This window comes from Rubripirellula lacrimiformis (assembly GCF_007741535.1).
GTDB classification, from domain to species: Bacteria; Planctomycetota; Planctomycetia; order Pirellulales; family Pirellulaceae; genus Rubripirellula; species Rubripirellula lacrimiformis.
Genome location: NZ_CP036525.1, coordinates 4,310,809 through 4,331,848 on the forward strand (window position 1 = coordinate 4,310,809; position 21,040 = coordinate 4,331,848).

At 54.9% G+C, this 21,040-nt stretch carries 21 protein-coding genes and 2 pseudogenes; 16 read left to right on the forward strand and 7 right to left on the reverse strand.

Annotated features, from left to right (window positions below; genetic code table 11):
* Positions 1–95 precede the first annotated feature (95 nt).
* Positions 96–1,310 carry a winged helix-turn-helix domain-containing protein gene (locus K227x_RS14960; protein WP_246145819.1) on the forward strand — a complete coding sequence of 405 codons (1,215 nt, stop codon included), beginning with the start codon at positions 96–98 and terminating at the stop codon, positions 1,308–1,310.
* A gap of 525 nt (positions 1,311–1,835) precedes the next feature.
* Positions 1,836–2,474 carry a hypothetical protein gene (locus tag K227x_RS14965; protein ID WP_218933259.1) on the forward strand — a complete coding sequence of 213 codons (639 nt, stop codon included), beginning with the start codon at positions 1,836–1,838 and terminating at the stop codon, positions 2,472–2,474.
* Positions 2,475–2,722: 248 nt separating this feature from the next.
* Here the strand turns inward: K227x_RS14965 and K227x_RS14970 are convergent, their stop codons facing one another.
* Together K227x_RS14970 and K227x_RS31525 are read right to left on the reverse strand one after the other, a co-directional pair.
* On the reverse strand, positions 2,723–3,091 hold the full coding sequence (locus K227x_RS14970; RefSeq protein WP_145170659.1) for a tyrosine-type recombinase/integrase: 369 nt from the start codon (positions 3,089–3,091) through the stop codon (positions 2,723–2,725).
* Positions 3,092–3,101: 10 nt separating this feature from the next.
* Positions 3,102–3,431, reverse strand: a pseudogene (locus K227x_RS31525) (hypothetical protein); the annotation flags it as partial.
* Between the two features lie 473 nt (positions 3,432–3,904).
* Between K227x_RS31525 and K227x_RS14980 the strand changes: the two are divergent.
* Together K227x_RS14980 and K227x_RS14985 are read left to right on the forward strand one after the other, a co-directional pair.
* A complete protein-coding gene (locus K227x_RS14980; RefSeq protein ID WP_218933260.1) occupies positions 3,905–4,288 on the forward strand; it encodes an MlaD family protein in 384 nt (127 codons plus the stop codon).
* Between the two features lie 170 nt (positions 4,289–4,458).
* Positions 4,459–5,013: a hypothetical protein gene (locus K227x_RS14985; protein WP_145170663.1), complete on the forward strand. Its 555-nt coding sequence runs from the start codon at positions 4,459–4,461 to the stop codon at positions 5,011–5,013.
* Positions 5,014–5,503: 490 nt separating this feature from the next.
* Here the strand turns inward: K227x_RS14985 and K227x_RS14990 are convergent, their stop codons facing one another.
* Positions 5,504–6,052, reverse strand: a complete 549-nt coding sequence (locus K227x_RS14990) for an IS110 family transposase (RefSeq protein ID WP_218933261.1) — start codon at positions 6,050–6,052, stop codon at positions 5,504–5,506.
* 211 nt (positions 6,053–6,263) lie between these two features.
* Between K227x_RS14990 and K227x_RS14995 the strand changes: the two genes are divergently transcribed.
* Positions 6,264–6,548 carry a hypothetical protein gene (locus K227x_RS14995; RefSeq protein ID WP_145170667.1) on the forward strand — a complete coding sequence of 95 codons (285 nt, stop codon included), beginning with the start codon at positions 6,264–6,266 and terminating at the stop codon, positions 6,546–6,548.
* A gap of 398 nt (positions 6,549–6,946) precedes the next feature.
* On the opposite strand, the pseudogene K227x_RS31700 reads toward K227x_RS14995, so the two are convergent.
* The 3 genes and pseudogenes from K227x_RS31700 to K227x_RS15005 form a co-directional block, all read right to left on the reverse strand.
* A pseudogene (locus K227x_RS31700) lies at positions 6,947–7,093 on the reverse strand (IS91 family transposase); the annotation flags it as partial.
* Positions 7,069–7,401: a tyrosine-type recombinase/integrase gene (locus tag K227x_RS15000; protein ID WP_145170669.1), complete on the reverse strand. Its 333-nt coding sequence runs from the start codon at positions 7,399–7,401 to the stop codon at positions 7,069–7,071. The pseudogene K227x_RS31700 and the gene K227x_RS15000, both read right to left, overlap by 25 nt.
* Positions 7,402–7,539: 138 nt before the next feature.
* Positions 7,540–8,178 (reverse strand): site-specific integrase, encoded by a 639-nt coding sequence (locus K227x_RS15005; protein ID WP_218933262.1) that lies wholly within the window; start codon positions 8,176–8,178, stop codon positions 7,540–7,542.
* A 392-nt stretch (positions 8,179–8,570) separates the two neighbouring features.
* Here K227x_RS15005 and K227x_RS15010 point away from each other — a divergent pair, with 392 nt between their 5' ends.
* From K227x_RS15010 to K227x_RS15050, 11 genes are all read left to right on the forward strand, one after another.
* On the forward strand, positions 8,571–8,966 hold the full coding sequence (locus tag K227x_RS15010) for a hypothetical protein (protein ID WP_145170673.1): 396 nt from the start codon (positions 8,571–8,573) through the stop codon (positions 8,964–8,966).
* A 110-nt stretch (positions 8,967–9,076) separates the two neighbouring features.
* Positions 9,077–9,550 carry a protein-disulfide reductase DsbD family protein gene (locus K227x_RS15015; RefSeq protein WP_145170675.1) on the forward strand — a complete coding sequence of 158 codons (474 nt, stop codon included), beginning with the start codon at positions 9,077–9,079 and terminating at the stop codon, positions 9,548–9,550.
* Between the two features lie 56 nt (positions 9,551–9,606).
* Positions 9,607–10,125: a hypothetical protein gene (locus K227x_RS30590; protein WP_218933263.1), complete on the forward strand. Its 519-nt coding sequence runs from the start codon at positions 9,607–9,609 to the stop codon at positions 10,123–10,125.
* Positions 10,126–10,250: 125 nt separating this feature from the next.
* Positions 10,251–10,712, forward strand: coding sequence for a DMP19 family protein (locus K227x_RS15025; RefSeq protein WP_145170676.1), 462 nt, complete (start codon positions 10,251–10,253; stop codon positions 10,710–10,712).
* Positions 10,713–11,842: 1,130 nt separating this feature from the next.
* Positions 11,843–12,643 carry a leucine-rich repeat domain-containing protein gene (locus K227x_RS15030; protein WP_145170678.1) on the forward strand — a complete coding sequence of 267 codons (801 nt, stop codon included), beginning with the start codon at positions 11,843–11,845 and terminating at the stop codon, positions 12,641–12,643.
* A gap of 1,854 nt (positions 12,644–14,497) precedes the next feature.
* Entirely contained in the window at positions 14,498–15,655 is a 1,158-nt protein-coding gene (locus K227x_RS15035; RefSeq protein WP_145170680.1) for a hypothetical protein, read from the forward strand.
* A 224-nt stretch (positions 15,656–15,879) separates the two neighbouring features.
* Positions 15,880–16,041, forward strand: coding sequence for a hypothetical protein (locus tag K227x_RS30595; protein ID WP_218933264.1), 162 nt, complete (start codon positions 15,880–15,882; stop codon positions 16,039–16,041).
* Between the two features lie 542 nt (positions 16,042–16,583).
* On the forward strand, positions 16,584–17,099 hold the full coding sequence (locus K227x_RS30600) for a hypothetical protein (protein ID WP_218933265.1): 516 nt from the start codon (positions 16,584–16,586) through the stop codon (positions 17,097–17,099).
* 190 nt (positions 17,100–17,289) lie between these two features.
* Positions 17,290–17,628: an Asp23/Gls24 family envelope stress response protein gene (locus K227x_RS15040; protein ID WP_011119201.1), complete on the forward strand. Its 339-nt coding sequence runs from the start codon at positions 17,290–17,292 to the stop codon at positions 17,626–17,628.
* 126 nt (positions 17,629–17,754) lie between these two features.
* Entirely contained in the window at positions 17,755–18,186 is a 432-nt protein-coding gene (locus tag K227x_RS15045; protein WP_145170682.1) for a hypothetical protein, read from the forward strand.
* A 41-nt stretch (positions 18,187–18,227) separates the two neighbouring features.
* Complete coding sequence (locus K227x_RS15050; protein ID WP_145170684.1) at positions 18,228–19,025, forward strand: hypothetical protein; 798 nt, start codon at positions 18,228–18,230, stop codon at positions 19,023–19,025.
* Between the two features lie 852 nt (positions 19,026–19,877).
* On the opposite strand, the gene K227x_RS15055 is transcribed toward K227x_RS15050, so the two are convergent.
* Complete coding sequence (locus tag K227x_RS15055; protein ID WP_145170686.1) at positions 19,878–21,029, reverse strand: IS91 family transposase; 1,152 nt, start codon at positions 21,027–21,029, stop codon at positions 19,878–19,880.
* Positions 21,030–21,040: the final 11 nt, after the last annotated feature.

Sequence of the window (21,040 nt, forward strand, 5' to 3'; positions counted from 1 at the left end):
ACCCGCGATCCGGAGGCTTGCAAAATTCGCGGCATCCTTCGACCATGCGTGCCAACCTGCAACCGCATTTCGACGCAAGTCTGACGAGGTGTCCCATGATCGAGCTTTCATCGAATCACGCCAGACGACTGGTCGTCGCCCACCAAGGTCTGCACAAAAGTCATGCATTTGGACGCGGCACTTCGGCGCTGTCCGCTTGCATCGAACGCTTAGGTTATATCCAGATCGACACAATCTCCGTCGTTCATCGTGCCCATCACCACACCTTCTGGACACGGGTTCCAACCTATCGCGAAGCCCAGTTGGACACACTGCAACGGGAACGCAAGGTGTTCGAGTACTGGTCGCATGCGGCGGCCTACCTCCCCATGCAGGACTACCGGTACTGTCTGCCCTACATGAACGCAGTCGCGTCGGGGCAAAAGAAACACTGGTACACGCCAGACCGAAAAGTCATGGCAGCCGTGATGCGGCGGATCCGATCAAGCGGCGCCGCGATGGCCCGAGATTTCGAAGCATCAGCGGACGACAAACAACACTTCTGGGGCTCGAAAAAGCCCGCCAAGATTGCGCTGGAACAACTGTTCATCGAAGGAAAGTTGATGGTCAGCCACAGAGAAGGCTTTCAGAAAGTCTTTGACCTAACCGAACGTGTCTTGCCACCAGGCCTGGACACCACCACGCCCAGCAACGAAGAGTTCATTCGTTACTTGGTACAGCGAACCATTCAGTCCCAAGGGATCGTGACCGAGACCGAAATCGGTTACCTGCGAAAGGGAACCAAAGCGGACATCAAGAAACAGGTCCAGCAGATGTTGGCAGACGGCGAAATCGCCGAAGTGTCCGTCGCCGGAAAGCCAGAAGTCTATTACTCTCGCGAGGACTGCATCCACAAGGCCAGCAAGGTACGCGTCGCCAAGAAGGTCCGTCTGTTATCCCCCTTCGACAACTTGGTCATCCAACGCAAGCGAGTGACCAACCTGTTCGACTTCGACTACCAGATCGAGTGTTACGTTCCCGAAGGCAAGCGAGTGTACGGATACTTTTGCCTTCCCATCCTGTACGGTGACAAATTGGTCGGTCGACTCGATCCCAAGGCCGACCGAAAGAACCGAACCTTGATCGTTCGCAACCTGGTGATCGAAAAAACGATCAAGGATGTCGACGCATTCGTTGACCAACTGGCTCGGGCGATCGACTCGTTCGCCAGGTTCAACGGCTGCGAACGCACGACCGTCCAGCGCGTGAATCATAAGAAGATCGCCGCGGCGTTGGCTGACCAGTTGTCTTGCAGTGACGACCCGCAATGACTGGGAAGACGTGGAATAGGCTCTCCGCCTGTTTTCGCTCACGCCGGTAGGATGCCCGCACCCCGTCGTTAAGCACCAGCACCTAGCTCGCGAACTGGATCCCTCGCATGGTTCCGGTGGCGCTGGCGAAGGTGTCGAAATCCAGACCCAACCGCTGCGGCACCGTTCGTCGCGACAGTCACCGTCTGTCTGGGCATTGTCCAGTCCGCCATCGCGAATCTGATTGCCCCAAACGGCCGTTTCACGCAGGGAACTTGCGATTTCCCTGCAATCCGGAATCCATTCCAGCGTTTGGCGGAAAATGTGCTCCGCTGGCGCATCAGCGACCGGGAATGCAGTGCCAATCTTTGGCCCTAGAACGAGGTATCTCGAACACTTCTTATCTCCGCGTTGGCGTGCCTACGCCGCAATAGCAACAGAGACCGAAGTGGGGCGCTGTCGGGTATACCATTCTGCCGTATGGGTACGGCGTAAGTTAGACTGCTTGGCTCGTTCCCGTACGAACAAGCCAAGGATGCCTGCACGATGCGATTTGAATGCAACTCGATTTTCTACCCCAAGCCGACAGATCCGACTCATTACTTTCGAACCAACGAAATGAACGTATGGTGCTATACCGACGGTGACGAACCTGTTGTCGCAGCCCGACTGGCCGTCGACTACCTGGACATCGCTCGCGCCGTCAGTGATGGCCAGAGCATCCTCCACGTCTGTGATGCGGATTCTTCGGCCTGGATGCATGTCTACGAAGCAACCATCGAACCGGACATCCACTTTCTCGGAATTCGCGAGGACTTCGGATTCGATGATCCCATTCACGGTCTAGTCTTTATCCATGGTGCGGTGTTTCATCCGGACCTGCTGCTGTGGAGACGTTTCATCATTGATTCTGTCTGCCGCATGTACCCTGAAGATACCGCGACAGTGATGTGGAAGCACACGACCGACTTGGCCCCGAATGAGTTGGCCAGTATCGGATTCCGAAAAATTGCAGGCTCCAAACTGCTGTTCCGTCCCAATATGCTGGAAAATGCATATTCTGCTTTGGACGACGATCGAGACCCGATGGACTTGGTCGTGGCGGATAACGCTCAAGATTCCGTCGACGATCAGTGGGCAAGTCTTGATGATTCCGGTTCGTCCCATTTTGACGAAGAAGAATGACCAGTGCATGCGGCTAAGATCGCCCCTTCCCCACCGTTCGTAGTACCGGCTTCAGCCGGAATCCCCTACCACCCCAACCTCAACACACACACCCAATTCCGCCTAAAGGCGGTACTACCAACAAAGCCAACGCCGATAGCCCCACCGTTCGTAGTACCGGCTTCAGCCGGAATCTCCTACCACCCCAACATCATCACCAGCCCAGCCTTGCAGCGGCCAATTCACATCGGGGATTCCGCATCAGCGGTTCAAGCAACGGCATTTCCCAACGCAGCCTCACCAGCCTTCGCCCCACCGTTATTCAAGCCGCGCTGCTGGCCGGCTTCTTTCAAACGATCCAGCGGACTAACAACCACGACCCCCGGCCGGTTCATGACGTGCGTATAGATCATCGTGGTTTTCACGTCGCTGTGCCCGAGCAGTTCTTGAACCACGCGAATGTCCGTGCCGGACCACAGCAAATGGGTTGCGAAGCAATGTCGAAAAGTGTGACTGGTGACATGCTTGTGGATGCCCGCCGCATCGACCGCGACTTTCAAATGTCGCGGGAACGTTTCGCAGTGCAAATGGTGCCCCGTGAAAAGCGGTGTTCTGAGTCGACGCGGCGACATTGCCATCGACGGCCAAGTCCGTCAAGTGAGCTTCCACGTCAGACGGGCCGATCGATTGAAAGTCGGCCAAGCACGTCAGTCCACGATCGGCCATGAACGCTTTCACTTTGCCGACGTAAGACCGCTCGGTCTGCATTCGCATCCCGTCCTTGCGAAGCGTACGGCGAAACTGCCCGATGGCATCGGGTTCGTTCGAGTCAATCACGTGATCGGGCGAAAAGTCCCAATCGGCCTGTTTGTGGCGCTGATGAAATCCGGCAAACTGCTTGAACCAGATCTTCGCCCATTTCAGGTCTTGCTCGGCCTGAGTTGGCTTGGAGAACATATCCACTGGCGACACTCCCATCTCGCGTAGATTCGATCGAAGTGACCGCAGGTCGCGATCACTCCCCCCTCAGCAATGGTCTGTCCGCGGCACCGGAACCAAGTCACGGGCGTGTGCGCAAGCGCACACTATCCGGTGGCGGTCGTGCAACCGTGTAGCCAGCAGAGAATGCGGAGAAGGCACGGAAACGACCGACTCATCGAATGCTGTCGTTTCGCGATTGCATCCCCCGTCTGGACCGGTGACAATAAGGTTCCGGCCGTGAAGCCCATCGGCACCAACCGGTGATAATAAGCTTGGTCGCCACCCGGCCTACCGAAGGTCCAACCGGTGATAACAAGTCAAAAACTCCTATCATCACCCACCGTAAAGGGTGAGAAACAAGTTATCCGACTGAGCCATCTCGTTCGCCGGCTCTCACTTTGACGCCAACACAACTAATGAAGTCGTTCGTAACACGCTCGAGATTCACTGCGTTTAGTATTCTCGTCTGTTTGCTCGCCGTTTGCGGCTGCTGGTCGGCCAAGCACCAGGGTATTACTCTCGTCGTCGCGTTTCCCGCTTCGGCCGATGTAAGTCCCGGTTCGCCCGTCGAATACAATGGAACACGTATCGGAACCGTCGGTGATGTTGAATTGACCGACGACGGGAATATCCGTGCCGAGTTGCTCTTGGCCGCGGACACGACGATCACTCACGCATTGGCTCCCGTTGCGTTTCCTCGACGTGCTGGTGTCGCTGCATCGCCGGTTGTATTCTCTCCTGTTTCGAGCGATGAATTGGCGTCGATTTACGGCGATGATTTGCTAACGATTGACTCTAACTACCAGGACGGAGAGTACTCTTCCTTCGGTCGTGTTTTCGACCCGCAGGGCTGACTGCCTTTCGCAAATGCCGACAAAGCGGATAACAATGCCGTGGACACGGAGGACGGCATCGTGTTTATACATATGGAAAATCTACTCGCCGTCCCCGGTCACGGCGGACGTTATTTGGAATACATGTGCCGCGACTTAGATTCTCAATTCGAGCGTTATTGATCGCTGTTATGCTTTCTGCTGCTGGAATTGTTCTGTATCAACGGACGATCGGTCGGGATCCGATTCGCCGAACAAACAACTCACGTTGGTTTGACGATGGCATTGGTGTTGTCAAACGTGTCTATACCGGTGCTTGGGATTCGCATGATGTGGTTTGGGGGCCGGGAACGCATTTAATACTGGACCAAGGTTCTTTCGACACTCGGTCAACAGGTGGCGGCAGTTTTCGGGCTTCATTGCAGATGCCAAAAGATCCGAAAGTCGGCGACGTCATCGCTTTCACTCCAATCCCTGCCGATCGCGCATCGGTTACTTTCTCAAGTGAATACCGTGAAACCTACACTTTCATGTTGCCAGGAGAATTTACTGCGTTTCAATTCGGGAATCCGCTTATGGATTGGATGCCCAGCAACACCGAATCGAGTGCCGAGCTTAAAATACTGGAAATGACGACTGAGACTGTTTGTCTTCATATCACATTGCATGCAGTCTTGCCAGATTTCATGGACCTTGACCTCAATCGCGACTTTACCGTCACCCGCAATTCGACAAAAACCAAATAACCATGACATCGCTTTACGCTTGCTTGTCAAGCGTCAGTGACGATTGGCGGCAAGCGAGCCGATTTATCGAGCTCGCGTTAAGCCGCGATGCTCGTGAAAATGTTGACCCGCAGAGTTGACTTCCCCCTTTAGTCACGCAACTTTCCGTTGATTTTCTTCGCTTCGTTTTCGCTTCGCTGGTTCGTTCTTCCGAGTCGCTCGCTGAACCGAATCCTACACTGGCAAAGTTCGCATTTGGGCTCTCCGACGGGGAGCTCCGATGATCTTACTCGTTGGCCATGTTGTAGGAAAAAAGGCGACCGATGTGACGGGACTCAAGCGGCTAAGCTCGGTCAGTGTGCACCGATCATGTTGTTCGTTTTCACGATCAACTGATCATGGCATGGTGGTCATCACCGGTCGCCGTGGTTCGATAGCGGGATCGAAAAAGGTTCCTCTCTATTGCGCGTGTGTGTGAATCGTTGAGATCACTCGCCTAAATGGTGTTTCTCTAAGCGGCCTTTTTGTGCTGGCTGGCCATCACGAACACGCGGCTCCGATCGAACGCTTGGCCGCTGTTGTACCAGCCGTAAAACATTTTCAGGATCTTGCGCATCACGCAGACGCTCGCTTTCTGTCCGGGCACCGTCAGCACCGCTCGCGGATCTCTGGCGTCCGTCTTGCCATGATCGCCGAACTGAATCGCTCGGAACTTGGCGACCGCCTCGCCATGAACGAGGCATGTTCGCATGGCCATGCTTGTTGTCAATTGCAACAAGCGGCGGTGATAGACACCGGTCGACTCACAGATGACGCGAACTTCATCGTAGCCATGCTCGGCTGCTTCGTCGCGGATGTGCCGGAGCGTCTTGCGAATCTCACCGCTGGTGTTCTCACACTGGTCGCTCAATATCAGACCTGGCAGTTCCATCGCCCAGTGCAGCGAATCGCTGCCGACGTCAAACGCGACATTCACGAGCCGCAGCGAAGTGGAATCGGCCTGGCTCGAATTGAATCGATTTCTTGCTTTTGTCGAGGTCGAGAGTGTTGTAGAATTCATCTGGCTTCTTTCGCATGTATTGTCGAACCGCGGTGTCCGCATCGTCGGTTACGACCGTTAAACAGTTGAGCGAGTCCTCGTGACTCGGCTCGTTTACTACAGCGAGAGAAGCCATTTTCGTTTCTCAACTCGAACAAGTCCACCTAAGAGTATGTGCACCACAGTCGGCGAATTTAATTTGTTTTGATTTCACGTCACCCGCGCCGACGAGGTGACCACTGCCGTTATCCAGCTCAAAAGCAGCTCTTTTGGAAAGTCGTGGCAACTCAAAATGAATGTTGTACTCGAGAAGTTTGATTCTGGGTGGGTTGGTTTGTCACTCGCGCTTGGGCGTTCGGAAATCGACGTGCTGATTCAGAAATTGAACGAACTGAAATCTGGCGAACTTGACCACTTCCACTTCCGATGTGATAACTTTGACGCCAGCGAAGGCGTTGCTGATTTTGAAATTACAACAAGTGGCGCTGGCGATGTGAATAACTTGATAATTGAATGACGCGATAAGGACCGCCATGTAGCATGTATGGCCGACTCATCAATTTTGGTGCGGTGCGAGCCGACGCTGGATCTCCAATAAGGATTTGACATCGCGAGCTTGCGAGCCGATGTTCAAGTCGTTTGTTCAAGAAGCACGGAGGTTAGCGCCGGTGGTTACTTGGGTTTTGCTTCCGGTTGCGTCTTCGTGTCGAGTTCCCACGTCGTCATTGGCGAGATTGCTGGGCCAGTTTCTGGTTCGTCTTCCGCTGATGTTGATGATATTGGCCGCAGTTCAGTGCTCCTGAGCATCGTTGATGCTGGGTTTTCTCGATCGTTATTGACGTTGCCGCGCACCTTCAGCCCCCGCCCTCCCGGTGACGCTTCGAATGATTCATGACGCTGCTTTGAAGTTCTCATTTATCCACTGTCGAAATATGTCAGCGAATGTTCGGGGATGATCCCGTCCGATTGCAGCGACTCGTAGGTCACCTCCACCACCCGCAACTGGCCGCCACAGACGGCACACCGAAGCGGCGCGGTCAGTGGTTTCTCTTGCGGTGCGTGACTTTCTTGCCCAGCTTCATCGTTCCGGTGATCTTGGAGATGGCTTCCTGAACGGTCGTTTCAGACATCGGGTTCTTGGCCGTGCTGATCTCGTGCTTGGCCAGTGAGTGCCCGCGTCGATTGCCGGGGAACAGCAACGACGGATGCCGGTGCGTGCACCAATAGCTTCGCAACAACTTCAGCGTTGAAGGTGGCAGCGGCAGTAAGCGATCTTTGGCTCCTTTCCCGCGATGGATGTGAGCGAACCCGCGAGCGGCATCGATGTCACCAACCTGCAAGCTCAACGCTTCGTTGAGCCGCAGTCCCATGGTGTAAACCGTCCAAAATTGTCACGGGGCGCTCGAAAAGGGACCACCTGTGGGCGCCTAAAACGCCCCCCACCCAAATGGATAACGCAAGCCAATTCGTTTTTTGGATTTACAGCCCGTTGCCCCGTCCTCGGGGCTTTAAATCCGAAGAACGAATTTGCGGACACACCTCAAATGGGTGGGGGCACGAAAAGCGCCCATTGCTGGTCCCATCGAGGCGCCCCGTGACACCAAAAAGAAGAGCAATGCTGCCAGAGCTTGGTTTTGCGTCCCCGCAGTAACTTCACCGACGACTGCTAGCTCGGTTAGGAAATGCCCAATTTCGGGCTCGCCATATTTGTCCACATTTTCGTCGTCCAAGTGGCGAATGAAACGAACGAGCCATCCGACGTAGGCCTGTTCGGTGGACTTTGGGTGATGGAGCACCCGCATTCGCGCTCGCATTTTGCGTACAGCTGCGGGTTCATTCGGATCGATCAGTCCTGGCAAGCCTTCGCCAGGCATACCGCCTCCATTCTCGACTGCCACCCCGGCGCGCTTTTCAAGTTCAGCGAGCTCACCAAGCTTCTGTTTGAAATGAACGAAATCCACCTCGTCATTGCGTAAGACGAGCGCTTGGTACCACTCGACCGCTCGGGCCGCCTGCAATCGCTGCCAGGCTGGCACGCCCCGATCGCGGAGAGAACGGAGGAACGCGAGCACCCGGGACGTCTCAACTTTCAGAGGCTCACCGTCATCTTGCTGTAGTCTTGCGTATTCATCGAACCATTGCGGCATCCATGCCAAATCATTGGGATGCAGCTGGGCACGGCTCAATCGTTGACGAAACAGCTCAACAGACATTGGAACATCCTCAGCGAAAGGCACCTCGCATCAGTGAACGTGCGTTCTATCCCCCGCGGAGGGGCAAGGCAAGCAAAAAGTGCTTTGAATCAGAAAAGTTCAATCGAGATTCGGTTCTCTCTTCCCCCTCGCTCGGGCTAAGCGTATTATGCACGGGTCAGCCGGGCATAAAAGCCTTTATCCTCGCCTGACCCAGGCTGTAAAATGTTTAGACCCCGTGTGAGGCGGGGATAATTAATCGTTCCCCAGCAGATGCGCGCCCTCTTTCGATCGTTGCCGTGCCTTTGGTTGCAACTTCTTTCCTTGCACCATTGGACGCAACCCGCATGCGACGCACCGAGTATTTGTTTGACCTCGCCGATTGGCTCACTGATCCACCGAGCGGTGGCCCGATCCAAATGTGGGTTGTTGGTGCGGGGCTTTCCGCGTTGGTTTCGCTTTACGGGATTTTATGCTGCCTGACGCAACGTGCGACGACCCTCAACATCACAATGCGAGGCTTTCAACCAATCGGACGCGGGCTCTGGCTTGAAATCTCTGGCATACATGCGATCACGTTTGGCTTCGTCATCGTGTGCATTGGTCTGTTCATGCATTTCCAATGGTTCTGGGGCAACCACAAGCGACTATTTCCATTTCACGAAGTCGCCAAGTACTGCGCGGCGTTAGGCCTTGTTGTTGCCATTCTCGCACATGCCTACACTATGATTACCCAGACATGAATGAGGCGGGGAACAAAGCCGTGAACCGGAGCGGCGAAGTCGAGCGATTTTACAATGGACTATCTTTCGTCGCCGCCCGGTTACGGCAGACGTTCCCCGACTGAAGCATTATGACACTAAACGCAATGCAGACCTGGCCGCTTCTCATAGCGTCCGCGTTCCCTGCCACGCTGCAGTCCGCCGAGCCCAAGGCATCCCCCAAGTTCCCCGCTGCGATTCGCACCGTTGAATCCAAGCCGGAATCGCTGACGAACTTCACTGTTCGGCTAACAGCCGATCGTGGCGTCGACATCTATGCACACAACCCAAAGAACGACGCCTGGAAACACGTCGCCGCGACACTGACTATCCACGACGCGAACGGCGACACTGTAGACGCACGCGTCACATATCCCGATGGAACAAAGATCGAATCCGGATTTCTTGGCGATCTATACGTCTACCGCAACTCGGTTGACATTGTCCTCGCAATCGCCGACGGCACTGTCAAGCTTCCACTCTCATTGACGCTTGAGGGTGCTGGATACAACCGCCTTCGATATTACTGTCTCGGAAAAATGAAACTGCAGGCCGTTCACAAGTAGCCAACAATCGCGGGGAACCATGCCGTGCACCGGAGTACGGCATCGCGCGTTTACTAATGGGAGATCAACTCGCCGTACCCGGTGACGGCGGCCGTTCGCCGACAAAAGTGCCTGTTTTGACCGAGATCCAACCGAACGACTATGCATCGGCGTTGGATGCGGCAATCGCAAGCCGTTGGTACCTTTTGACGTTCCTGCTTCCGGCATTGGTTTACTTGGCCCCCGCTGTAGTTCGGTGGCGATACATCTTGTGGCTCATACCAATTGCTTTCATTGCCTCATGCGTCGGGTACTTCGTCTACTGGCGCTCCATCGATTGGGCGTTGATGGACTACTATCGACGGACCGGGTACTTCAACTCAGCTGACACCTGGTACGTCTTCATGCCGATCTTTCGCGGTATTCCGAACGTTTTGGTTGCTACAACCATCTGCACGCTCGTAGGATGGGGGATCTCGCGTCGCCCGAAACGGCGAACAGAGTTAAGCATCGCACCGACAGCACCTCCCGGATCACGTGAACCCGTCAATGCGACCGGCAATCCATACGAAGCTCCTCGCACAATGCCCGAATAGCGGCGAACCATCCGATGCACCCGAGTCGCCGAGTCGGGCGTTTTGACAATGGAAGATCTCTCGCGGCGACCGGGTGATCGGTAACGTTCCCCGACTGAATTCGAGACCGTTGCGACAACGTTTGAATGATCGACGAATCTGACTCTGAGCTGGTGGGTGATACGGTCGAGCGGATACTGGACCTTCACGGTAACCAACTCGATATTTACTCGATTCCGAAACCGCACCAGATCGTGCTGACAGTTAACCAAGCACACGCTCGTATAACGAACGGCGGATTCCAATTCCTGCTCGAACGAGAAGACGCTGATTTCAACCTCTGCACTCTCATGGCCGAATCACATGCAACGATCGGCGCTGAACGGGGACACCGAGCATTCTCCAAATTTCTTCGTGGCATTCTCTGGATTCGTCCCACGTCCGCGATCTCACGACCGTTCAACAAACTTCGGTTGCCACTCTCGGTTATCAAGGCGTTCCTTGGATTCGAGACCGCCGACACGCTATACTTTGAATCGTCAGACGAAACGTTCGGGTTTCTCGCTGACTACATTCGATCCAATGCTGACGCGTTACCTGCTGGCTAGCGGAGAGATCGCGGGGAACCATGCCGTGCACCGGAGCGGCGGCAGCGCGTTTACTGATGGTTGATTTTACTCTCGCCGCCCGGTGACGGCCGCCGTTCCCCGACTGATTTCGCTTCACTCTCTCTCGCGCATGAATGGACACACAACCATGAATCGACTACTTCCTGTTGCATGCATCTTCGCTCTCGCGTCGTACTGCAATGCGAACGAACCGGCTGAACAACCGGTTACGGAGCAACCAAATTATGCCCAACTTCAGGAGCGAATCGACCAACTTGAACGACGCATTGTCGAACTCGAAAGCCAGCGGAAGCCGCACCGCCAATTTGCGCCTCAGGCGACCCAACCGCCAAACGATCATTTTTACCGTACGCCTACACCAACGAGTCCACCAATCCGCGACCCGAACTCCACACTGCCTTCGCACCCGACGCCCCATCAACCCGCACAAACACCGCACGGTAATGCGCCGCAAAACTGGCAGCGATTCAACTTCAACGGGCAGTGGTTCTATATCGTCCCGATCGAGGGTACGAACCCGCCCGCCACATTTCGCAGCCCGTAGACGCGGCGAACCAAACGATGCAACCGAGCGGCGAAGTCGGGCGTCTTGAAGTGGTTAATCTTCCGTCGCCGCCGGCTGATCGTCAACGTTACCCGACTAAACTTTATGACGCGAATCCCCCAGTGCTAGGTTGCCTGAAACTGTCAATTGGAGTCCTCGCTACGCTCGGCTGCGTTGCCTCCAGTACGTTCGCCGCATTTTGCTGGTGCATGCGGAACACATATTTCCGACCTGTCCACACTGCGATGCGACAAAACGCTGGCGATCCTTACTCAATCGCCGTTCAATGTGGCGACGCTTTGGCGGGTGATCTGCTTGCTGCGTTCTTTGTGCTTGCTGTATGTGGTACGGTACTGCTGGGCGTGGTCGTAACATGTGTGCCCACGATTGACACTGAAACACCCATACACGCGACTGAGCGCACGCATGCACGGCAAAACCTGGCCAGAAATCTCGGGTAACCAATCACATGCACCGAAGTACGCGGTCGGGGCGTTCTACAATGGCACATCAACCTCGCGTACTCGGTGATGTGTGACGTTCTGTCAGTCATGAGGAAGAAACTATGCGAAGTGTTTTGATGTTTGCCATCGCGTTGGCATTCACCTTCTTCTCTGGCATCTCCATCGGTCGGGAGCCATCCCTGCCGAAATCCGCAGAGCTGACGAAAGACGGTGATGGCAATGTCACTGCCGTGCGAATAGCTGGTAAATCGAACCGTGAACGGATTGACTTACCGCGTGAGGCCGTTGAGGCTCTTTCGAAGCTTACGCATTTGCAATCGCTCTCACTCTGGGGGACAACCGTTGATGATGACGACATAGACCATCTAGCTGGCCTCGCAAATCTCCGAACCATTGACCTCACATTCACAGATGTGACGGGCGAGTCGCTACGGGCGCTCTCATCTTTAAAGAATCTTCTATCTATTCGACTGGAAGGATGCGATGTGAAAGACGAGCATCTTGCCCCCGTGACCGAGATGCCGCAGCTTGCGATGCTGTATTTGGGCCGAACGAATGTCACGGACGCTGGCCTTACGCATCTTCGTGGACTCAAAAACCTAAACCTCCTGCAACTCTCCGATTGTACCATCACGGATTCTGGCCTAGCATCGCTTGGTGATCTTCCGGTCATCCAGCATCTCTGGCTATCGAAGACGATTCGATACGGTACCGGGGACCGTAGTAACTTGACGGACAACTCGATCGATTACTTGGCCTCACTGGACACATTGATTGATTTGCAGATCGCCGATTCACAACTCACCGATGCCGGTTTGGAGCGATTGCGGGATGGCCTACCCAAGGCGAAGGTCAGCACGGTTCGAACTGGTGTGAGCTACGTCGATCGCAAGAAGCCGTGACAGAACCATGGGATGCAACGGAGCGGCGGTGGTGCGTTTTTTGGTGCGTTCAACGTCAACTCCCGCCGCCCGCTGATCCCAACCGTTCCCCGACTGAAGAATGATGCTCTATCTGCGAATCCTCGCCATTGCCGCTGTGGTCTGCGTTCGCCCTTGCGATGGAGATGATACATCCGTCCCTCGGTACGAAGCGCTCGCCCTAGTCGTTCAGGCCGCGCACACGACAGATCTTCCTGCAATTGACCGTGTTGAAATTTTTGCATTGTCGTTTGCAGAAGAAGACGGCGATGCCCCCACCGAGTCCAAAGTGTTTCTCGTGCGTCCCGCACCACCGAATGCACTCAATGATTCCGTGGCTCTTGCTTCTTCAGAGATCGCGGTACGCTCGCATGCCTCACGGTCCCTCGTCGGCGTAGACGCCAAGCGAATTGCTGATGATTGGCGGTCGCTGACCTTTGAACCAAATGGTGCATTCTGTCATGTCCCGACGTACGGACTTCGGTTCTTTCGTGACGACAAGCTCATGTTTAGCGTCTCAGTCTGTTGGAAATGTCACAATTTCTACATACCCGCGATCGATTCGCAAACTGGTCGGCCGTCCGTTATGCTGTACGGGTTCGACGACAATGCCGCTGCCAAGAAACTACTAAACGATCTTCGGCGATTGGTCCCGCACCCGAATATTCGACTTCCTCGCCTTCGATGAGTGGTCCAGTAAGCGGGGAACCAGACGATGCACGTGAGTCGCCGAGCTGAGTTAATTGAAGTGGTGAGTCGTTCGCGGCGGCCACGTGATCGTTACCGTTATCCGACTAAAGCGACTCGATGCTTACCGACAACCCATACCGTCCATCACTAGCCGAGTCCCGGCTTCAGAGGCGTTTTGACACAACGCACTGGACGTGCACTGCTTGGCGGTCCCCGCTTCGTAGCGTATGTGCGGTTCTCGCAACGTTCTCTTCGCTCGGAATGCTGCTCCTTTCCGTTGTCACTGTCGAACCAGACACACGTCGCGACGCAACGATCTTGGCGATAGCCTGCGTTACTGTTGGCTCGTTGTCTCTGTTGGCTGTATATTTGCTTCGGCGACGATACGTCAATTGACATTGTCGCTTGCGATTTCAACGCGATTGTCGCTAACTATTTTGTCCGCCCAAAACCGAATCAAGACGGCGGATAACAACGGCATGCAAACGGAGCGGCGGTGATTACCATTTACAAGTGGTTGCATCAACGCCGCCGCCCAATGATGCCAACCGTTCCCCGACTGATGATTACCCACGGTCATGCGATCTCAAAACGCAACGTTTTACGGCGCGGAACCTGAATCCGATGGCGAGCATATTCGCGGTGTTTCAATATCCCGATTTCTCGCTGCTGGACTTTCGCCTCAAGGCTGGACTATCGATGCTGCCGACTGCTGGCGCGACGCTGGCTTCGTGTTGAAGATTCACCGCGCCACGACGAACATGCAAATCATAACAACGCCCTATCCTGACGCAGACAATCGCTGGATACTTCAAATCGCTCCTTCATTTGTGCCCGGTGTTCTGGGCCGGATGCTCGGACGCACAATTTCCGCGTCGCCTGAGGAGCTGCACGAAGTCGCCACCGAATCAAAACGGTATCTGACCGACGCTGGGTTCTACAACTTTCGGTGGTGCTGGGACGATTTCGCTGATTCGGAGGAATGTGCTTGCGATCCGCCGGCACCACCACGATAATTTGCGTGACACTAAGACAAATGCGGGGAACCATGCGATGATACGGAGCGGCGGTGGTCGCCGGTTTGAAGTGGTAAGTCAATCGCCGCCGCCCGCATATCGCTACCGTTCCCCGATGGAGATAATGCAGATGCGACTTGCAATCCTACTCGCCATCGCAAGCATCTGTGCTTCGCCTTGCGATGCCACGGATCGCTTTTACGATGACATCAGCGCTGAGTCACCAAATGGTGTATGGCGACTCGATGCCAAATCTCCTGACAATCTTATCGACGGATACCACCCATGGCAGGACGACTTCGTCTACACAATGCACCAGCGTGGACAGCAAGTCTGGACACGCAAACAAACCGAACAAGAGCCCGAGGAGTATTCACCGGCTAAGATCGTTGTTGCCGATGATGGTTGGGCTGCCATTCATACCGGTTGGGATCAACTAGTTTTCGTTGACGCCAGTGGACGCAACTGTGGTCGCATTGATGATCTTAAGGAGATTCTGTCAAAGAAGGACCGAAGCGAATTTACCACTTGGTCTACCGCAGGCGTAATTTGGACGCCGTATTCGCTATGGCATTTCGCAAATGTTGACGGGAAACGTATCTTTGTGATTCGGCTTTGGTGGGGGCACCAAATGATATTTGATCCCGCAAACGGTCAACGCCTAAAACCGAATCCGACCTTCGTAAAGGCGATTCGCGATTGGCAAGTTGAACACTGCCGCAACGTATTGGCCGGGGCCGTGGCTGATGGCATCAACGACGATTCGGCCGACAAACTGTTGACGCCTGCTCTGTTAGCTGGACAACTAGATATTCGCGATGCGATACCGCACCTGCGAGAATTAGAGAAATCAAATTTTGTAGGCCTTTACGGCGGTTCAATGGCTTCAGACGTTTCGCCGGGGGCCATCAGCCCATTTTTTATTCAGCAATTCACTCTTCGACAGGTCTCGCAGCTGTCGCTTCGCCGCCTTGGTGAATCGCCCGAACCGTTACCTGTTTTCGAGTTTCCAAAACATCGAGTGGATGGCAATTTGCGCCCCGAGCCTCGGGACGACCGCGAGAAACTCGTTGCGTCAATCAAGCGGGGGATGTCTGCACCGGAGGTGCTTAGAATACTCGGTTCGCCTGACTTCATCAGCTATCCCGAATGGTCGTACGACCTCGACTGTGGCGATCCGAAAACTGCTAAGATATTGTGGGACTCGCACCACGTGAAGGATGTGACCCTTACTAAACCATTGTGGAAGGATGGTCTAGTCCGCGACAAGCTGGTCGTCGCATACTGAAGAACGGGGAACCAGCGATTGCAGCGGTACTCGCATCGCGGTGTCACACGAAAATGGAACGTGTGCGAGCGCGAGTCCGCTGAATCGGGCCGTTCCCCGACTAAGTCATGCTCGAGATTGGCGACCTTTTTGTCGTGCTTATCATCGCATTCTGTGCGTGTGCGGGAATCCCTGTCGCTCGCATGAATCGCCGAGATCAACCACGCGGCGCCACCATCATGCTCATGGCTGCCATTGCACTTGCGTTCGGCTTTGCAATTACGAACTTCGGTTTTGGGGCCTATGTAATCATCGGTGCGTTTGCCGTATCATTCCTGATGACACTCGGCTACTTCAATGCGAGACGACGACTTTTGGACCAACCGGGCGACAGTGGCGACAAATAGTCTCTCGACGAATCCGCCCGTAGACGCGGACGCATCTTCGAATTCATGACCGTAGCGGAATACACAGCGGTATGTGCCCGATGCCAACGCCGCCTTGGGTGGCGGATGGCGGGTGCGATCGCCGTGATGTTCGTTGCGCTGGGCATCGCCAATCTTGTTCGCTTGGCCAATCCCAACTTGGCTGGCATTCTTGCTCCTGTCGTAATGTTCTTTGTTGGATTTCCTCTGATGCTCCTTGGCTTCTATCACGCAGATCGAACCTATCTCAAATACCCGCAGTTGATCTGCCCATACTGCCAAGGCAATCTTTCCCGTTCGAGATCTGTTATCATTGCGACTGGGAACTGCCCGTCGTGTGGACGTCGCGTGTTGGCTGACGATGCGATTGGAAACTGATTGCTCATTCAACCGCACTACGAAGATGCGGGGAACCAAACGATGCAACCGAGCGGCGAAATCGGGCGTTTTGAAGTGGTTGATCTTCCGTCGCCGCCGGCTGATCAGCACCGTTACCCGACTGACTGCACTCTCTTTCGTCGACGATGAATTCCGATTCAACAACGCAACCTCGCTCTCGCATCCGCCGTTACTCAGTTCTCGCCTGCGTTGCGATCGTGGTTCTTTGCATCACTTTCGGCCCCGCGGTCTATCGGCAGTTCACCCTAACACATGGCTTATCGCCAAACTTGATTTCTTCTATCACGCTCAAGCCAAACGGCGACCAACCTCCCGTAACGCTGGATGATCCGGATGACATTGCGGCCTTCGTTACTTGGCTCGCATCAACGCGCGACGCTAGCCGGTTACGGTCTGCTCCACCACCAACCATTTTCGATGGCTCGATTGTGTTCTCAGACGGAAACACGGAGCCCATCAACTCTTCGGCAATACTGCCTCTGCTCGAAGACTATGCCACTCTTGATGGTTCCGAACGCTGGGACCGTATGCTGCTCACTCCACGGTCTGATGTTCGGGTGTACTTCCGTGGTATCATGCGTTCCGGCGACCGACAGTCGCTTGCCCGCCTGATCTCGTCACGCCCAAATAACGGCGGGTAACAATCGCGTGCACCCGAGTACGCGAGTCGGGCGGTTTTGAAGTTGAGAATCATTCGCGCGTACCGGGTGACGCGTAACGTTCGTCGTGAATGTTTGATTCTGTTTGGCACGCATTCGTTCTCGGCGTCCAACTGATCGGCAACAAGTTCCCTACCGTCACTGACCCTAGCCACGAACGACATGGTGTGCGATGACCAATCCTTACGCCCCCTCGCGTGCGTCTACGGATGTTGAACGTGACGACCGCGTGCGTCAAATGCGCATACAAGGTTTGGTCTTGCTGTTGATTGGATCAATCGCGGGATTTGTGGCACTCTGGTTTATTTTCTCCGCGTTTGATCTTCGCCGCGCTTTTCCGGACCTTACGGACCGCGGCCCGTACGCTGACCCGGATTGGCCAAAAACTCAAATGCAATGGTTCGTGATTTGGATCGGCGGCGCGTCGGTTCTCGCAATCCTACTGTTGATTGCAGGCTATCGTCGGTTTGCCTATGCTAGAACCAAATACAGAGCGTTGACCAACACCTAGCCCAATATCGCGTCGAACCATGCGTTGCACCGAAGCGGCGGTGGTGCGGTTTAGTGAAATGGAAGAATCTCTCCCGCCGCTCGGTGAACGCGGCCGTTACCCGACTGAAAGTTCCGCACTACCTTGATGCTTGCCGACGACAAATCGCTACCCAACGAACTGCGATGGTTGATTGCGTTGCGTGTCTACAACCTCCAACCGTGGTTCATCTCTCGGCAGCGCAACGAATACGAATTCGCGTCCACAGCATTTGGCTACGAAGACATCAACAATCGGGCGGTGTTCACTTTTGCACGGCGGCAGGACTGCGACGACTTTGCCGGGCTCGAAATCGTCGACGGTGTTGTTCGTCCGAACGTTATTTACTTCCATCCCGTATTCGGCTCGGGGCCAACACCTGCTCCCCGCACGTGGGATATTGTGTGTGGCGAATACGCGGACGTTTTTGCATTCCTGGCTGATGTGATCGCTCCGGCTATGCGAGACTGGGCGTTGACCGAAGATGCGGCCGATATAGACTACGACTACCGTGAAGCGAAGCCACAGGACGGCGGGTAACCAAGCCATGCAACGGAGCACGGCTTGCGCGGTTGTTGGCAATGGACAGTTCAACTTCCGTGCCCGCTGATGGCCGCCGTTATCCGAATGAAATGACGAATGCGACGATAGACCATTCCGAACGTCTTGCGATTCGTCATCTTTTTTGGATCACGCTTGGCGTTGCTCTCGCATTTTGCGTGAGCCGTGGTCTTGTGTTGCTTCGCTTTCCCGTTGATGCGCACTACCGCAATTTGTCTTCGGTCGAACCGATTGACCCAGTTGGCATTCTCATTGCCGGAGCTTATGGCTGTGCAATATCGTTGTTTTCGATTGCTGCTCGAAGCAAACAGTTCTGGGCTAGCCCAGGAAAAACGCTCTCGCTGATCATCGCTTGCATGTGCCTGATCGACTGGATTCTCACACTAGTCGCAACGCTCGTAGTCCGGGCGCGGCTCTCTGTTGAGCTCGCGCCTGGAGTTTCGGATCTGCGCGGCGAATTGTTTGGGATCTGGTACGACGTCTTGGTTGAAGAGGTCGGCTTTGTTCTCTGTCTTCCAATTTTGACTTTCGTGATCTACAAAACACGACGGCAAAGAATCGCGTGGCGCGTCGCATACAATGGATTCCTGGTGTTTGCGATATGTGCTGCGACGTGGAATCACTTTGACCTTTCGCCATATATTCCCCGGTTCGTGCTCTATCATTGGTATCCGATTTGCATGGCAATTCCAGCATTCGCAATTCTGATCGCGATATGTGTCGATTGCGTGAATCAACATTCTGTAGACTGGTGGACCCTCTACGGAGCTGCAAGTGTCTTTTCCGTTTGGATAGCTCTGGTAGCACTATCGTTCTAATTGTTCTTGCGGATAACCATCGCATCCACCGAAGTCGGGCTTGCGAGTTATTACAAATGGACAATCAACTTTCCCGACTCGGTGATGCGGGTCGTTCGTCGACAAATCATCCACGCTTGGACAACGCTTCATGGCTGACCCCAAAGACCAAACGTCTCTCACGGACCATCTCGCGCCGCTGAAATGGCATGGGCCCATGGAGGCATCTGGGATGACGACGTGGTTCGCTAGCACGCAGTTCGGGCAATACATGGTCAAGCAACTCAAAGGACGCACGAATTGGTCCTATTCATATCAGAATGGTGGACGAGCGACTGAATGTGACTCAATTGAAGCTGGCAAGGCAGCTGCGTGGGAACACTGGTGCGAGAATATTCAGCGATGCTTTACTCCTCATCCAATGGATCACACGCTGATTGAATGGCCAGACGACAAGACCGATACCACCGGCTGATGTCCGGATAGTATATGTTCAATGGACGACTGAGAATGCCCTCGCGGTTCTTAGGTCCTGCGAAGGGCGGCGAACCAATAAGGATTTGACATCGCGAGCTTGCGAGCCGATGTTCAAGTCGTTTGTTCAAGAAGCCCGGAGGTTAGCGCCGGTGGTTACTTGGGTTTTGCTTCCGGTTGCGTCTGCGCGTCGAGTGCCCAGGTCGGCACTTGCGAGATTGCTGTGCCAGTTTCTGGTTCGTCGCCCACTGCTGTTGACGTTACTGACCGCAGCTCAGTGCTCCTGAGCGTCGTTGATGCTGGATTTTCTCGATCGTTGTTGACGTTGCCGCGCACCTTCAGCCCCCGCCCTCCCGGTGACGCTTCGAATGATTCATGACGCTGCTTTGAAGTTCTCATTTATCCACTGTCGAAATATGTCAGCGAATGTTCGGGGATGATCCGGGCCGATTGCAGCGACTCGTAGGTCACCTCCACCACCCGCAACTGGCCGCCACAGACGGCACACCGAAGCGGCGCCGTCAGTGGTTTCTCTTGCGGTGCGTGGCCGCTGCCCAGCCAGAAAGTCCAGCCCAAGAACAGCCACACCAACCACTTCACCTCCTCGATGGCCAGTTTGCTGTTCGAGCTCATCCAGCCGTAGTGCCGGATCTTGTGGAAGCCCGGTGGCAGAACGTGCTGTAAGAAGCTCGCGACGAACGTTTCGCCGGCGACACGCTTGGTTTCCATTCGCTTCGGCTTGCTGCGGCGAATCGTATAAATCACTTCCGCTTCATCGACCGACACGATGCGACTGTTGTTGATCGCCACGCGGTGCACGTACGGTGCCAAGTACTTCAGCGTCGGCACGCCGTGTCCGACCGGTTGGATGTCGACGACGAAGTTTTTGTCCCAAGCTTGCTTGGGAACACAGTCATAGAGGCCCGCCGTCCGGAGTTCGTCGGCGAGCTTGGCCTTGTAGACTCGTATCAACGTCGCATGATGGAACAGGAAGTTCTTCGGTGTGCTCTGCCACGAGACCGCATTGCCGCTCTCATCCAACTTCACTCCGCCGCCGGGAACGACATAGTGAATGTGCGGATGATAGACGGCAGGGTCACGCCCCCAAGTATGCAGCACACCGAAGAACCCCAGCACGCAACCGCGCAGGGCCTTGGTCGCCGCGCCGACGTCGCGGATGCTCTGGCTACTGGCATCGAATAGACAGCGGTATCCGTCTTGCTGATGAGCGCGCAGCACCAAGCCCAGTTCACGAGGGACCGTGAAAGTGACGAGGAAGTGATGCACTGGCATTAACTTGACGGACTGCGTTTCAATCCACAGCTGCGTTTTCTCGTGACCACAGTTCGGGCAGTGCCGATTGCCACACGAACGCCCGACCCAGTGTTCTCGCCCGCATCCGTCGCATTGATAGTGAACGCCACCAAGCGCGCCGGTACGGCAACGCGTGATCACGCCAAGAACTTTCTGCTGGATGACTGAGACGGAGCCGGGATTCTGTTTCAAGTAAGCCGGTGCGAACTGCCGTAAGGCATCGCTGACGCTGGGCATCTTGCTGATGC

What these genes read in the sequence shown, in the direction of transcription:
- K227x_RS15040 (WP_011119201.1), top strand. Translation starts at nt 17,290, where the DNA reads ATGACCAATCCTTACGCCCCCTCGCGTGCGTCTACGGATGTTGAACGT.
- K227x_RS14990 (WP_218933261.1), bottom strand. Translation starts at nt 6,052, where the DNA reads ATGAATTCTACAACACTCTCGACCTCGACAAAAGCAAGAAATCGATTC.
- K227x_RS15045 (WP_145170682.1), top strand. Translation starts at nt 17,755, where the DNA reads ATGCTTGCCGACGACAAATCGCTACCCAACGAACTGCGATGGTTGATT.
- K227x_RS30590 (WP_218933263.1), top strand. Translation starts at nt 9,607, where the DNA reads ATGGGAGATCAACTCGCCGTACCCGGTGACGGCGGCCGTTCGCCGACA.
- K227x_RS15005 (WP_218933262.1), bottom strand. Translation starts at nt 8,178, where the DNA reads ATGCCGCAATGGTTCGATGAATACGCAAGACTACAGCAAGATGACGGT.
- K227x_RS14960 (WP_246145819.1), top strand. Translation starts at nt 96, where the DNA reads ATGATCGAGCTTTCATCGAATCACGCCAGACGACTGGTCGTCGCCCAC.
- K227x_RS30595 (WP_218933264.1), top strand. Translation starts at nt 15,880, where the DNA reads ATGGCTGCCATTGCACTTGCGTTCGGCTTTGCAATTACGAACTTCGGT.
- K227x_RS15030 (WP_145170678.1), top strand. Translation starts at nt 11,843, where the DNA reads ATGCGAAGTGTTTTGATGTTTGCCATCGCGTTGGCATTCACCTTCTTC.
- K227x_RS14970 (WP_145170659.1), bottom strand. Translation starts at nt 3,091, where the DNA reads ATGGCAATGTCGCCGCGTCGACTCAGAACACCGCTTTTCACGGGGCAC.
- K227x_RS15000 (WP_145170669.1), bottom strand. Translation starts at nt 7,401, where the DNA reads ATGGGACTGCGGCTCAACGAAGCGTTGAGCTTGCAGGTTGGTGACATC.
- K227x_RS15050 (WP_145170684.1), top strand. Translation starts at nt 18,228, where the DNA reads ATGGACAGTTCAACTTCCGTGCCCGCTGATGGCCGCCGTTATCCGAAT.
- K227x_RS15035 (WP_145170680.1), top strand. Translation starts at nt 14,498, where the DNA reads ATGCGACTTGCAATCCTACTCGCCATCGCAAGCATCTGTGCTTCGCCT.
- K227x_RS14965 (WP_218933259.1), top strand. Translation starts at nt 1,836, where the DNA reads ATGCGATTTGAATGCAACTCGATTTTCTACCCCAAGCCGACAGATCCG.
- K227x_RS30600 (WP_218933265.1), top strand. Translation starts at nt 16,584, where the DNA reads ATGAATTCCGATTCAACAACGCAACCTCGCTCTCGCATCCGCCGTTAC.
- K227x_RS15055 (WP_145170686.1), bottom strand. Translation starts at nt 21,029, where the DNA reads ATGCCCAGCGTCAGCGATGCCTTACGGCAGTTCGCACCGGCTTACTTG.
- K227x_RS14985 (WP_145170663.1), top strand. Translation starts at nt 4,459, where the DNA reads ATGCTTTCTGCTGCTGGAATTGTTCTGTATCAACGGACGATCGGTCGG.
- K227x_RS15025 (WP_145170676.1), top strand. Translation starts at nt 10,251, where the DNA reads ATGATCGACGAATCTGACTCTGAGCTGGTGGGTGATACGGTCGAGCGG.
- K227x_RS15010 (WP_145170673.1), top strand. Translation starts at nt 8,571, where the DNA reads ATGCGACGCACCGAGTATTTGTTTGACCTCGCCGATTGGCTCACTGAT.
- K227x_RS15015 (WP_145170675.1), top strand. Translation starts at nt 9,077, where the DNA reads ATGACACTAAACGCAATGCAGACCTGGCCGCTTCTCATAGCGTCCGCG.